Origin of the sequence: Psychrobacter sp. SZ93C1 (assembly GCF_015864635.1) — a bacterium.
GTDB classification, from domain to species: domain Bacteria; phylum Pseudomonadota; class Gammaproteobacteria; order Pseudomonadales; family Moraxellaceae; genus Psychrobacter; species Psychrobacter fozii.
The window spans coordinates 404,141-416,702 of record NZ_JADYWY010000001.1; the positions used below are offsets into that span (position 1 = coordinate 404,141).

Here is a 12,562-nt window from a genome sequence, read left to right on the forward strand (position 1 = left end):
AGAGACAGACAGACCTACCAATCAATAGTAAGTGCTAGCCTTGTAGGGCGTCTTTTACCATCTTAGAGATGAGGGCTGGATCTGCACGGCCTGCAGTTTTGTTCTTTAGTACACCCATCACGCTACCCATATCACGCATAGACGTTGCACCTTGCTCAGCGATTTCAGCATTGACTAAAGCAGCAACTTCATCATCGTTCATTTGTTTGGGCATAAACCCATTGATGATATCAATCTCAAACTGCTCTTTGGTCGCTAAGTCATCACGATTGTTTTCTGTAAAAATAGTGAGTGACTCTTGACGCTGTTTCAACTGCTTTTGTAATACGTCTAATACTTGTGCATCATCTAGCTCTATCCGGCGGTCAATCTCAATCTGCTTAATGACTGCTTGTACGTTACGCAATACTTTAACGCGCTCAAGCTCACGTGCTTTCATAGACACTTTGATGCTGTCTAATAAAGTCTGTTTAAGTTGACTCATAGTTATTATCCTTATTCGTTAAGAGTTATTTATTCAGATTTTGAGCAATAGTAATAAAAATTGTAGCATAAAAAACGCCACTGATATCAATGGATAACAGTGGCGTTAATGTAGCACTTGTACTTAACTAATCGTATTATGGATTAGTACATACGAGTGGTACGAATAGTTTCGCGTTGTAACTTCTTTTTATAACGCTTTACGGCAGCAGCTTTTTTACGCTTGCGTACTTGCGTTGGTTTTTCATAAAACTCACGCTTACGTACGTCTGACAATACACCAGCTTTTTCACATGAACGTTTGAAACGACGGATAGCGATATCTACTGGTTCGTTTTCTTTAACCTTAACTGCAGGCATGAAGACTCCTCGATTAGGATGAGATATAAAGGCATTAGTTTGGCTGTGTATTAGTATTTAGTCGTAATATCTCAAGATTACAGACATCAGCTCAAACTAGGATAATCTTGTACATGAGCACAAGGGCAGGTATTTTAATAAAAAATAGCAAGTAAGTCAATGAATTTGTTGTATTAATCCATATTTATCATTAAGTTGCAGAGTTTTTTGTTGATATAGAGTCAGTTTATTAGAAAGCATTAATGGTTTTAGTTAAATAAGAGTGACTATATAAGTGTGCTACAGAACATCATTATAAATAAAAAACCCTACTGTCTATAACGGTTTAGGTGGAGTTTATGCTATGATAATTCCCATATTATAGTAAGCCTATGAACCGTTTTGTGTGTATTTTATTGAGGATGTTTGAATGAAAAAGACAGTATTAAATACAGCGTTAAGCAGCGCATTTATCGTCGCTTTTAGTTTTGGTGTTAGTGCTTGTGGCGGCGAAGAGCATGAAGAAGTAATGGCAGTAGATCGCGTTGATGAAGCGGCTGCACTTGCTATTGAAAATGCACCGGAAGCTGAAGACATGAAGTTTCCAGAGACAGCAGCGATGCCTGCGGCTGATGCAGCTGCCACGGAAGCTGATGGTACGGCCACTGCTGAAGAAGGAACGGATGCTACTGCTATGGTAGAAACAGCGACTACAGCAGAAGCAGATAGCGCCGATGCTGACGCAGCTGCTACTGACAGTGCCGAACCTGAAGCTGCTGCCGCTGAATAAGCATGGATTTAATGGTCATTTGGGCTGCCAATATAGCCATTCCACTATAAAAGTATTACTGCGTTAACCTCGCTTGAAGTATTTAATATACATCTACACTCGGTTGCCTTGTAATACTTTTAAATTGAATCGACTAGTGGTAAATAAGCTTTATCAGCAGCCACCATATAGTATAGAGGTGTGATCATGATGAATAAACGACAGCGTATAAGCAAGCTTACGGTCTCTGTTATGGGTATTAGCGCATTATTAGCACTGAGTGCTTGTGGTGGTGAGGATACAAGTATTGAAAAAGCATCTACTGCCAATAAACCTGTTGATACTACTGTAGCGGTCGCTGACACACCAGTTGCTGAATCTGAAGTGTCTGAGTCTGAAGTGACTGAGTCTGAAATTGCTACGCCTAAACCAGAGGTTGAATTAGAACCTGTTGAGGCGCCTGTTACTACGGAAGAGTCAGTAGCAGAAGTTGCTGCTGAGCCTGAAGTATTGGCCGCGGATGCAGGCGCTAAACTATATGAATCAAACTGTCAGGTTTGTCATGCTGCAGGTTTGCTCGATGCACCAAAATATGGTGATAAAGCCGTATGGGCAGTGCGCCTTACTAAAGGTAAAGATACGCTACATATGCACTCTGCGAAAGGCTTTAATAAAATGCCAGCGCAAGTCACTGATAAAGTAAGTGAAGCTCAGGTTTATGCGGCTGTAGATTACATGATTGCAGCGGTTAGCTGATATTGGCCATTGAAATTTGCTAAACTGACCGTCATTGTGACTGACAATGGCGGTTTTTTTGTGCATATTTTTTCGCACATAAGCTAAGGCGAAAACGCTGCAAAAGATGACACGCAGACAAAAGTATAAAGGCAAACATATGAAAGTGTTGGGTTTAGAGACCTCTTGTGATGAGACTGGTTTAGCGATTTTTGATAGTGAGCAGATTTCGAGCGACAATCAAGGTTTGGTTGGTCAAGTGCTGTATTCACAAATAGAGCTGCATGCTCTCTACGGTGGTGTGGTGCCTGAGCTCGCTAGTCGCGATCATATTCGAAAGCTCGTGCCTTTGCTCAATGAGTTGTTAGATCAGTGTGATATGAAAAAAAGCGAGATTGATGCGATTGCCTATACCAAAGGGCCAGGACTGATTGGTGCATTGATGACGGGTGCGTTATTTGGGCGCAGTTTGGCTTATGGTTTGGATATACCTGCGATTGGCATCCACCATATGGAAGGCCATTTGTTGGCACCGCTGATGGGTGCAAATCCTCCCGCATTTCCTTTTGTGTCATTGCTCGTCTCTGGTGGACATACTTTGCTTATTGCTGCCCGTGGGGTTGGGCAATATGAGATATTGGGTGAGTCGATAGACGATGCGGCGGGTGAGTGCTTTGATAAAGCGGCTAAGATGCTAGGCTTGCCATATCCTGGTGGTCCTAATATCGCCAAACTGGCTGAGACAGGCAATCAAAACGCGTATAGCTTGCCCAGACCGATGCTACATCGTGGTTTGGACTTCTCTTTTAGCGGTATGAAAACAGCCGTGCACAACCTTATCAAGGATACCCCACACTCAGGGGGTTCAGGAAATAGTGCCGAGAGTAATCCACAAGTACGCGCTGATATTGCAGCTAGCTTTCAACATGCAGTGGTCGATACACTGGTAAGAAAATGCGTCAAAGCACTTAAGCAAGTAGATATGAGCCGCTTAGTCATTGCTGGCGGCGTCAGTGCCAATACTCATCTACGTGAAACGTTAGAAGCTGAGCTGGCCAAAATAAATGCAACGGTGCACTATGCCCCGCCTGCATTATGTACCGATAATGGGGCAATGATTGCTTATGCCGGTTACGAGCGCTTGCAAGCAGGACAGTCAGATGATTTGGCCGTTAGCTGTGTGCCACGTTGGCCGATGACCGAATTGCCTCCGGTATAAAGGTGCTATTGATTGGGGCTTATGCCCATGTTTGTGCCCATGTTCATGCTCATGAAATCTATCTGAAGTAAGGATACCGCTATGCAGTGGATTGCGATTGGTCTAGGCGCCGCATTTGGAGCGTGTTTGCGAGGGTGGCTGGCGCGCTTTAATCCATTGCACCATTGGATACCGCTTGGTACATTGGGCGCGAATGTCTTGGGTGGACTATTAATAGGGCTAGCTTTAGTATGGTTCGGAAGGATGGGTACTGGCTTATCTGATAACGTGAGACTATTCGTCATCACTGGATTTTTGGGCGGACTGACGACATTTAGCACTTTTAGCGCGGAGGTTTTTACCTTCGTCAATGATGGCCGTTTGCTGGCAGGATTGGCGCTTATCGGTTTACATGTTGGGTTAACATTACTGGCAACCGCGCTGGGGTTTTATTTCTTTAAGTTGGTTTTGTAGGAAATATCATCTGACTTTTGATTCAATCTGAGGTGCTGCGGGCTGCGTGTAGCACTGAGAAGAGTTAAACAATGGGGATGTCTTTAATTAGAGTTTTTATGAAAATGTATAAAAGTAAAAGCTGAGTTAGAAACCCAGCCTTGTATTATAAAAATGCCAAAAAATATAATGTAGAACATGATAACTATAAGTTAAATTTACGCTTTAATAAGGTTCTAGAACAAAGTTCATAGATGGATCATTCCAACATCCCCAAGCGTGAACTGGTTGACCATTTTGACTAAGCCCATATAAGCACTTATTTTTGCCTTCAGCTTTTAGTCTGACAATATTACCTGTCACTGGCTCTAATATAAATGTATTTGCATATTGACAGTCAACTAGAGATGCCCGTGCTCCATTTGTATTACTATTCACTGTTAAACAGTCTTTAGATTCTTGATGTTGAAGTTTCTTTTTTCCAGTCGTTGGATTGACTTGAATTTTAAACGCCATACCTGGGTTCTGGTAACATGACCAAGTATAGGCATTATTATTGGTTGTGCCTGGTGTTTGATAACCATATATACACTTATTTGTCGTAACTTGTTTTAGTCTAAAAGTTCCGCTTGTATCAGGAGCAGGGTTTGGAGAAGAATAGCAAGGAAGTGTTTTTTGATTTACCCTATACCATTTGGTGCTGTTTTTTCGTTTAACCCTGATTTCATACTCGGTGCTACAAGCAACTGGTTGAATGCCATAGTTGTTAATAGAACCTGTGTTATTACCAGAATTAGAACAGACTTCATTATCTCCTTTTGTCCATGAACCAGACGAGCTAGCCCTATAATCTATTTTGTAGGTTTTGCCACTTTTACAGTTAAATTCAATAAATATTTCAGGCTGATTGTAGTAATCGTTGTGTGTTGATGATTTTAAGTTCCAAACATTAGGATTTTTAGATTTCAAATCACCCATATTGAGGCTTTCAGATTTTGATTCCTCAATGTTTGGGCTTTCATATTTCAAGTTTTCAACACTGAGGTTATCAGGCTTTATCTTATCGAGATTGAGGTTTTCAGATTTTGAGTTTTTAATATTAAGGTCACTAGATTTAAGCTCATTAATATTGAGGTTTTTAAATTTTAAGTTATCAGATGCATTAGCACATCCAGCTATTATCGAAAGTAGAATAACAATAGTTTTACTCATAGAAACTTCCTTATATATTGTTACTGACAATATAAAAATTCGTTACCTAACTATCATTAGCACTTAGAGCATGCATAGTCAATTTTTTTCAAAAGAATATGGCCTCTTAATAGGCAGGATTACTGCTTCCTATAGCAGCAGTTCAAACTTTGAGGGAGGTTAGCACAACAGTTTATAATGGTTTAACGATCCCTTCTAGTAAGTTCGCAAACCCTTGCATATACGCTGTGTCTTGGCTAGAGGTACGCGTCGCTGCATACAGCTGACAATGCACACCTGCACCCAACTTCCGCGAGACGACCCAGCCTTTTTTCTCATATTCCGCCACGACCCAATCAGGTAATGCAGCTACTCCGCGTTCACTAGCGACCAGCTGAATGAGCATCGCTGTCAGCTCTGTAGTACGCACATTCTCAAAGCTCACCTGTGCAGGTGTCATAAAGTTGGCGATAATATCGAGACGCTTGGCCTCTACTGGATAAGCAATTAAGGTTTCTTCAGTCAAATCACTGGGTTCAATAAATTCTTGTGCTGCCAAATCATGCGTGGGCGATAGTACCAAGCGACTCTCGTACTCAAACAGCGGTTGATAGCTGATACCGTCTATCGGTAAATCACTGGTGGTAATCAATAAATCAATATCACCTTCCATGAGCAGATGATGCGGCTCAGGCTCAAACCCTGTGGCAAAGTCTAGCTCTACATCTGACCACTCACGGCGATAGTGATTGAGTATCGGCATTAGCCAATCAAAACAACTGTGACACTCGGATGCTAGGCGTAGTCTGCCTGCTTGGCCATGTGCTAGGCGCTTAAGGTTGGATTTAGTACGGGTAACTTGCGGCATTATACTATCTGCCAACGCCAGTACTGTCTTGCCAGCAGGGGTAAAGGTGAGCGGGCGCGTACGACGATTGACCAAGCTGATATCGTAGTAATTCTCTAGCTCTTTTAACTGATGTGAGACCGCTGAAGCCGTAACATGCAGCTCATCGGCAGCAGCAGCGAGTGAACCATGCGCCCGTAGCGCGGTTAGAGTATTGAGGTGACGGAGCTCTAGCATAAGGTAACCTAACCGCGAAGGTGAGAAAAATTCATTATAATAGATATAGCGCTGACTTTCATTCAAAGCTTGCTATTAATAAACAGTGCCAATAATAAGCAGTGCTAAACTAGCGATGTCAGATTGGCAGCGGTAAACTAGCGCCTACGTAACAGCAACTGCGAGATGATAACCAAGATTAAAGAAGCAGCCAGTAGCAATGTACCGATAGCATTGACTTCTGGTTTGAGTCCTACCCGTACCATAGAATAAATCCGTAACGGTAAAATCTCATAGCTTGGACCGGTGACAAAGGTTGAAACCACCACATCATCCAATGACAACGTAAAGGCGAGTAACCAGCCTGCCATCACCGCTGGTAAAATAACAGGAATGAGCACGGTGCGTACCATCGTTGACTCGTTAGCGCCCAAGTCGCGTGCCGCCTCCATCAATCGCTCATCTAAACTACTCAAGCGTGCAAAGACAGTGATGACCACAAATGGTAGACAGAAGGTAATGTGTGCTAATAACAGCGAGACAAATCCTAATTGCAGACCAATTAACAAAAATAGCGCCAATAATGAGATGGCCAATACAATTTCAGGTGACATCATCAATACGAACAGCAGCCCGTTTAGCAAACCTTTACCACGGAAATTATAACGGTGTAGTGCCAAAGCGGTGAGCGTGCCTATCAGTGTTGAGACGGTCGCAGCGACCAATCCTAATACTATAGAATGCCAAAATGCATCTAGCATGGCTTGGTTATTAAATAGTGATTCGTACCACTTTAGGCTGAAGCCGCCCCAGTTGTAGCCAATTTTCGATTTGTTAAATGACATCACCACCAAAACAATGATGGGTAGGTATAGCAGGGCATAAATCAGGCTGAGGTAGCCTTTGGCTGCGATACTGCCAGTTTTTGTTGTACGCGAATGAGACATTAGGCCACCTCACTGAAATCAGTTTTGCCAATGCGGCGGCTACTGGCGCGATAGGCCAGTAACAGCACGGCCATAGCGAGGGTCAATAATACGCTGGCTGCGGCCCCAAATGGCCAATCGCGCGCATCCAAAAACTGGTTTTTGATGATATTTCCGACTAATAGGTTGCGTGAACCACCTAAGATATCGGCGACATAGAACATTCCCATTGCTGGCAGCAAGACTAAGAGCACCCCTGAGATAATGCCTGGTGTCGTCAATGGTAGTACGATATGCCAAAAAGTCTGCGTCTTGGATGCACCCAAATCTTGTGATGCCAATAGCATGTCCTGACGCAAATCAGTAAACACGGCATATAGCGGCAATACCATAAATGGGAATAGTAAATACGTCAGACCAGCTATCACCGCACCTTGCGTATATAGGATATCGATAGGAGTATCGATGACGCCTATCGCCAGCAGTGACTTATTGATTAAACCATTATTGGCAAACAGCAACTTGAGTGCATAAGTACGCACCAGAGAGTTGGTCCAAAACGGTAGTATTAATAGCATCATCAGCAGTGGTTGCCAACGGGTTTTTGCTCTAGATATAAGCCATGCAAAAGGGTAGCCAAGTAATAAGCAAATGATAGTCGTGATGCCTGCCATCCATAATGAATGAATAAATACGCCAAAATAGAGCGGATCAATCATGCGTGCATAGCTGTCGATGCTGACGGGCAAGCTGATAAAAGCACTGCTATCACGGGTCAAAAAACTGACCGCGATGACCAAGATATTTGGCAGTAGCGCGAATATCAGTAACCAACCCCAAATGAGCCATAGCGTTGCGGTACGAAAAGGACTTTTGCTGCCTAAGTGGTTGCGTGCCATCAGCTGGCATCCTTTTGTATGGTTGTATGGTCTCCACCTTTATTTGGCTCAGTAGAGTCTTCTGGCAATACCCATTCCCAGCCGTCTACCCATGAGACTTTGACAGCCTCATTCAGCTTATAGTCAAAGCTTGGGTCATCTTCGTCAAAGAATTCAGAGGCTTTAATAATATGGCCGTTTGCTAGTTCAATGATCGAGTCAAGCGTACTGCCTTTGTAGTTACTTTCAATCACTCGGCCAAACAGTCCCACATGCTCATCATCTTGTGGATCGTAAACTCTTAAGTCTTCTGGGCGAAGTAGTAAGTTTACGATGTCGCCTACTTGTACGTCATTGGCAAAATTAGGCCGACGTAAATTACGTAAGCTGGTTGGGCCATCTTGAGCTTGTGCCTCGCAAACTTCTACCTCGATACGTCCGTTGGTGATTTTACCATCACGATCTGGTTGATCGGGGTAGACGCCTTTTACTTCTGCTTTAAATAGATTGGTCTCACCGATGAACTTGGCTGTGAACAAATTAGCAGGCGTTTCATAAATCTCGATAGGCGTGCCAATTTGCTGAAACGTGCCGTCTTTCATCACTGCGATACGATCTGACATCGATAGCGCTTCTTCTTGATCGTGGGTGACAAAGACAAAAGTGATACCCAGCTCACGTTGTAGACGCTTAAGCTCAGATTGCATCTGCAGACGCAGTTTGTGATCGAGCGCAGATAATGGCTCATCGAGTAACAGCAGTTTAGGACGATTAATCACGGCACGCGCAATGGCAACACGCTGCTGTTGACCACCCGATAAATCTTGCGGTTTACGGTTGGCTAGATGTTCTAACTGCACCATCGCGAGCATCTCGCGTACACGTGTCTTAATCTCATCTTTCGGTATTTTTTTGAGTTTAAGGCCATAAGCCACGTTTTGGGCGACAGTCATATGAGGAAACAACGCATACTGCTGAAATACCGTATTGACCGGACGCTTATCCGCAGGCAAACCTGCCATCTGCACGCCATCTAAATGAATGGCACCAGCGTTTGGCTGCTCAAAGCCTGCAATCAAACGTAGCAGTGTTGTCTTGCCGCAGCCTGAAGGGCCAAGCAGTGTCAAAAACTCACCATGCTGGATATCGAGGTTGATGTCTTTTAATACTTCAGTTTGATCGTAGGTTTTTTTTAGACCAGTCAGTTGCAGCAGCACCTTGTCATCATGAGGTGATGCAGAGGTTTTGTGCGTATTGGGCAGCGGGATGGTCATAATATTTTTCCTAAGCATCTAACATCGCAGTATGGCCATTCATTTAGGATACTGTGGTCAAAGTCATTTGGTGTGGGTGTAAGCTATGGGGATAGACTGAGTCTGGTTGCCACGTATTATAACAAACCCTTGATATAAATTAGTGCAAGTTCGTCATAAGTTACGTGAGTGACACGGTGGTGATATCGAGGAACTTTTATTTCTAGCTTCTAGGTTCTAATTTCTAGCGAGCATATTTAGGACATTTGGTAAGGGGGTTTTAGTTCTATGATTTGGGGCAGCTAGCAATAATTACGTCATATAGCGACATTAATACAAAGTTTTTTGTCATTTTTTAGACGGTATTCCTATACAATTACTCTGTGGTAGACCAATATAATTAGTCTGTCAGTACCTAATAATGACTAGTCAGTTATTTAGTCGATTTGTGTTTGAATATAGCCAGTGAAATATGACTTAGATACTAGGGCGTGTCCTCATTTTAAAAATGGTGATAAAAATGAGATAAATCGCAGTCAAACAAGGAAAATAGCGCAGATAATATCGAGATATTAGTCAGCTATTTGACGCCGTTTGGCAAGATTTAGCCATTTTTAACCCATTTAGATGACTATCGATTGAATTGAGGACACGCCCTAGAGAGGTGAGCAAAATTACTACAGATAGTAGACTGAGTGAGCCTAATTCTAGATCCAATTTAAACAGCTTATAACTCTAATATTATTGATGATAAAGGATATCTTATGCCGAACAATACGCGCCCAAAAACAGGTCAAGAAGCCCTTGAACTTTTGAAAGAAGGAAATGCACGTTACGTTGATAGCTTGAGCAATACTGATCCGATGATGCAAAGGCGTCCAGAGTTGGTCAAAGATCAAGACCCTTTGGCTATTATTTTGGGTTGCTCGGACGCACGTGTACCGGTTGAGATTGTATTTGATCAAGGCTTGGGTGATTTGTTTGTGATTCGAGTCGCTGGTAACGTAGTAGCACCATCACAGATTGGCTCGATTGAATTTGCGGCCGAAAAATTCGGTACCAAGTTGGTTGTTGTACTTGGACATTCACATTGCGGTGCGGTTACGGCCTGCGTAGAAACACTGATTAATCCTGAAACAAACTACTCGCCCAATTTGCAGTCCATCGTAGATCGCATCCGTCCAAGTGTTTATAACCTGCATGAATTGGCGACTGCCAATGGTCAAGACGTCGATGCCGATGAGCTAGTTGATCGCTCTATCCGTGCCAACGTACGTATGTCGGTTAGCCAACTTAAGCATGGCTCGCGTGCACTAGAAGACTTGACCAATAGTGGTCAGTTGCTAGTCGTTGGCGCAGAGTATGATTTAGAGACAGGCAAAGTACGGTTCTTAGACAGCTAATAAATCGTCTAAATTGGCCATATCAAATAAGCACTATTACAAAATCCTCTCAATCCTTTCGTGATTTTTTATTATGATAAGAGAGTCAAGCGCGTAAAAAGCCTTTACGCGCTTGTTTTTTTAACTCTATATTTTGTCAATATTAGGATAATTATGTCTATATCAAATAATGGCTCAGCCACCGATAATAATAACGAATCACTTATAGCCCAGCCTACTAGGAGCGTAAATACCGCTGGTGTTCAGCCTATTTCAGGTCAGACGACTGGCTATACGTTTAACCATACGATGCTAAGGGTAAAAGATCCTGCCAAGTCATTAGCGTTCTATACGGGCGTCCTTGGAATGACGTTGCTAGCAGTAAAAAAATTCCCTGACATGGGGTTTGATTTATACTTTTTAGCCAAGCTAACGGAGAGTGAGCGAGACAACCTGCCTGCTGGTGATGACTTAGAAATCTTTGCATTTCGTCAGCGCGGTATCTTAGAGTTGACTCATAACTACGGTACCGAAACCAAAGCTGATTTTAGCTATCATGATGGTAATCAAGATCCACAGGGTTTTGGTCATATTTGCTTTAGCGTGCCGAGTCTGGATGAAGCGGTGGCTTGGTTTGATAAAAATAACGTCGAATTCAAGAAGCGTCCAGAAGATGGCAGCATGAAAAATATTGCCTTTATCAAAGACGTCGATGGCTACTGGATTGAGATTGTACAAGCTGACTTGATGGGCTAATTTTTAAGCGTTTGAAAGCTTTGAATATTTGATAAGTATTCGTTGCTAATACTTATCAATAAACCTTATGATCAAGATGACCAACCAAAGGAGTGACACCTAGATGCGAACCTCTGAGGCAGAAACGATAGCAGGTACAGAGCCAACGACCGCTGCACTAACGTATCAAAGTATTATTGATTCTGCGAATGGCATATTTATTGGTTTTGTCGAACGTATTCCGTATTTTGTCGCTTCGATTATCGTTGTCTTAATCTTTTGGTTTTTGTCGATACTCTTCAAAAAAATCGTCTATAAAATATTAGGCAGTCGCAGACGGCATCAGAACTTGGTCAAAGTATTTCAGCGAGTAGGTGGTGCTTTAATTATCTTCGTAGGCTTTATGATAGCCATGGTGATAGCTGTGCCGGAATTCACCCCTGCCAAGCTAATCGGTGCACTCGGTATCGGTTCCGTCGCTATTGGTTTTGCGTTCAAAGATATTTTTCAAAACTTGCTGTCTGGTATTTTGCTACTCATATCAGAGCCATTTCGTATTGGTGATCAGATTGTCTCAGGAGAGTATGAAGGTACGGTCGAAGACATTAAAATCCGTGCAACCACTATCAAAACTTATGATGGTCGGCAAGTCGTTATTCCGAACTCTGACTTGTATACCTCAGCGTTGACGGTCAATACCGCCTACAAGCAGCGCCGGTTACAACTGGCAGTGGGTATTGGTTATGAAGATGATATAGAAGCGGCAAAAGCTGAGATTTTAAAAGCGCTAGATAGGGCAGATAGCGTGTCAAAGAAAGCTGAGCCGAGCGTGATTGCAACAGGTTTTGGAGATTCAACGATAGATTTGATGGTACGTTGGTTTATTGAGGATGGCACGCAAGCCAATAAAGTTGCCTCGATTCACCAAGTATTTGTAGAGATTAAACTCGCGCTAGATGCAGCAGGCGTAAATATTCCATTCCCGATTAGAACGATAGACTTGAGTGACTCATCGGTGATGACGATCGTTGATAAGCTCAATGAGCAAAAAACCATCAATGTGGAAAAAGTAGCAGTAGAGTAATCAAGCTATCACTAATATCCATAAACGCTAGTTCCCATAATAAAAAACCGCCATATCAAATGATGTGGCGGTT

General features: G+C 42.8%; 14 protein-coding genes. 7 read left to right on the forward strand and 7 right to left on the reverse strand.

All coding sequences use genetic code 11. From position 1 onward, the window contains the following. Positions 1 to 34: 34 nt before the first annotated feature. Together I6E83_RS01780 and rpsU are read right to left on the reverse strand one after the other, a co-directional pair. Positions 35 to 484 (reverse strand): GatB/YqeY domain-containing protein, encoded by a 450-nt coding sequence (locus I6E83_RS01780; protein WP_197099733.1) that lies wholly within the window; start codon positions 482 to 484, stop codon positions 35 to 37. Between the two features lie 143 nt (positions 485 to 627). Beyond that, positions 628 to 843 (reverse strand): 30S ribosomal protein S21, encoded by a 216-nt coding sequence (gene rpsU / locus I6E83_RS01785; protein WP_110921885.1) that lies wholly within the window; start codon positions 841 to 843, stop codon positions 628 to 630. Between the two features lie 409 nt (positions 844 to 1,252). Here rpsU and I6E83_RS01790 point away from each other — a divergent pair, with 409 nt between their 5' ends. The 4 genes from I6E83_RS01790 to I6E83_RS01805 all read left to right on the forward strand — a co-directional run bounded on the left by I6E83_RS01790 (position 1,253) and on the right by I6E83_RS01805 (position 3,998). After that, on the forward strand, positions 1,253 to 1,612 hold the full coding sequence (locus I6E83_RS01790) for a hypothetical protein (protein ID WP_110921884.1): 360 nt from the start codon (positions 1,253 to 1,255) through the stop codon (positions 1,610 to 1,612). Between the two features lie 186 nt (positions 1,613 to 1,798). Beyond that, complete coding sequence (locus I6E83_RS01795) at positions 1,799 to 2,347, forward strand: c-type cytochrome (protein WP_197099734.1); 549 nt, start codon at positions 1,799 to 1,801, stop codon at positions 2,345 to 2,347. 139 nt (positions 2,348 to 2,486) lie between these two features. Beyond that, positions 2,487 to 3,545: a tRNA (adenosine(37)-N6)-threonylcarbamoyltransferase complex transferase subunit TsaD gene (tsaD, locus tag I6E83_RS01800; protein WP_110921882.1), complete on the forward strand. Its 1,059-nt coding sequence runs from the start codon at positions 2,487 to 2,489 to the stop codon at positions 3,543 to 3,545. Between the two features lie 81 nt (positions 3,546 to 3,626). Beyond that, a complete protein-coding gene (locus I6E83_RS01805) occupies positions 3,627 to 3,998 on the forward strand; it encodes a CrcB family protein (protein WP_025651934.1) in 372 nt (123 codons plus the stop codon). A gap of 204 nt (positions 3,999 to 4,202) precedes the next feature. Here the strand turns inward: I6E83_RS01805 and I6E83_RS01810 are convergent, their stop codons facing one another. The 5 genes from I6E83_RS01810 to potA all read right to left on the reverse strand — a co-directional run bounded on the left by I6E83_RS01810 (position 4,203) and on the right by potA (position 9,309). Further along, entirely contained in the window at positions 4,203 to 5,189 is a 987-nt protein-coding gene (locus tag I6E83_RS01810) for an RICIN domain-containing protein (RefSeq protein WP_110921880.1), read from the reverse strand. A gap of 172 nt (positions 5,190 to 5,361) precedes the next feature. Further along, the gene (locus tag I6E83_RS01815; RefSeq protein WP_025651936.1) at positions 5,362 to 6,252 is read right to left on the reverse strand and encodes a LysR family transcriptional regulator; all 891 of its coding nucleotides are present in this window, start codon (positions 6,250 to 6,252) and stop codon (positions 5,362 to 5,364) included. 137 nt (positions 6,253 to 6,389) lie between these two features. Further along, the gene (potC, locus tag I6E83_RS01820) at positions 6,390 to 7,178 is read right to left on the reverse strand and encodes a spermidine/putrescine ABC transporter permease PotC (RefSeq protein ID WP_197099735.1); all 789 of its coding nucleotides are present in this window, start codon (positions 7,176 to 7,178) and stop codon (positions 6,390 to 6,392) included. Further along, a complete protein-coding gene (gene potB / locus I6E83_RS01825; protein ID WP_197099736.1) occupies positions 7,178 to 8,056 on the reverse strand; it encodes a spermidine/putrescine ABC transporter permease PotB in 879 nt (292 codons plus the stop codon). The genes potC and potB overlap by 1 nt, the downstream gene beginning before the upstream one ends. Continuing rightward, a complete protein-coding gene (gene potA / locus I6E83_RS01830; RefSeq protein ID WP_197099737.1) occupies positions 8,056 to 9,309 on the reverse strand; it encodes a spermidine/putrescine ABC transporter ATP-binding protein PotA in 1,254 nt (417 codons plus the stop codon). Before potA ends, potB begins: the two co-directional genes overlap by 1 nt. 743 nt (positions 9,310 to 10,052) lie before the next feature. Here potA and I6E83_RS01835 point away from each other — a divergent pair. The 3 genes from I6E83_RS01835 (at position 10,053) to I6E83_RS01845 (ending at position 12,489) form a co-directional block, all read left to right on the forward strand. Then, a complete protein-coding gene (locus I6E83_RS01835; protein WP_110921876.1) occupies positions 10,053 to 10,691 on the forward strand; it encodes a carbonic anhydrase in 639 nt (212 codons plus the stop codon). A 153-nt stretch (positions 10,692 to 10,844) separates the two neighbouring features. Continuing rightward, positions 10,845 to 11,426 (forward strand): lactoylglutathione lyase, encoded by a 582-nt coding sequence (gloA, locus tag I6E83_RS01840; RefSeq protein ID WP_197099738.1) that lies wholly within the window; start codon positions 10,845 to 10,847, stop codon positions 11,424 to 11,426. A gap of 103 nt (positions 11,427 to 11,529) precedes the next feature. Beyond that, positions 11,530 to 12,489: a mechanosensitive ion channel family protein gene (locus tag I6E83_RS01845; RefSeq protein WP_197099739.1), complete on the forward strand. Its 960-nt coding sequence runs from the start codon at positions 11,530 to 11,532 to the stop codon at positions 12,487 to 12,489. The last annotated feature ends 73 nt before the right edge of the window (positions 12,490 to 12,562 follow it).

Coding starts and splice junctions, on each gene's coding strand:
- tsaD (WP_110921882.1), top strand. CDS start 2,487: ATGAAAGTGTTGGGTTTAGAGACCTCTTGTGATGAGACTGGTTTAGCG.
- potA (WP_197099737.1), bottom strand. CDS start 9,309: ATGACCATCCCGCTGCCCAATACGCACAAAACCTCTGCATCACCTCAT.
- I6E83_RS01815 (WP_025651936.1), bottom strand. CDS start 6,252: ATGCTAGAGCTCCGTCACCTCAATACTCTAACCGCGCTACGGGCGCAT.
- I6E83_RS01780 (WP_197099733.1), bottom strand. CDS start 484: ATGAGTCAACTTAAACAGACTTTATTAGACAGCATCAAAGTGTCTATG.
- I6E83_RS01810 (WP_110921880.1), bottom strand. CDS start 5,189: ATGAGTAAAACTATTGTTATTCTACTTTCGATAATAGCTGGATGTGCT.
- gloA (WP_197099738.1), top strand. CDS start 10,845: ATGTCTATATCAAATAATGGCTCAGCCACCGATAATAATAACGAATCA.
- I6E83_RS01805 (WP_025651934.1), top strand. CDS start 3,627: ATGCAGTGGATTGCGATTGGTCTAGGCGCCGCATTTGGAGCGTGTTTG.
- potB (WP_197099736.1), bottom strand. CDS start 8,056: ATGGCACGCAACCACTTAGGCAGCAAAAGTCCTTTTCGTACCGCAACG.
- potC (WP_197099735.1), bottom strand. CDS start 7,178: ATGTCTCATTCGCGTACAACAAAAACTGGCAGTATCGCAGCCAAAGGC.
- I6E83_RS01835 (WP_110921876.1), top strand. CDS start 10,053: ATGCCGAACAATACGCGCCCAAAAACAGGTCAAGAAGCCCTTGAACTT.
- I6E83_RS01845 (WP_197099739.1), top strand. CDS start 11,530: ATGCGAACCTCTGAGGCAGAAACGATAGCAGGTACAGAGCCAACGACC.
- I6E83_RS01790 (WP_110921884.1), top strand. CDS start 1,253: ATGAAAAAGACAGTATTAAATACAGCGTTAAGCAGCGCATTTATCGTC.
- rpsU (WP_110921885.1), bottom strand. CDS start 843: ATGCCTGCAGTTAAGGTTAAAGAAAACGAACCAGTAGATATCGCTATC.
- I6E83_RS01795 (WP_197099734.1), top strand. CDS start 1,799: ATGATGAATAAACGACAGCGTATAAGCAAGCTTACGGTCTCTGTTATG.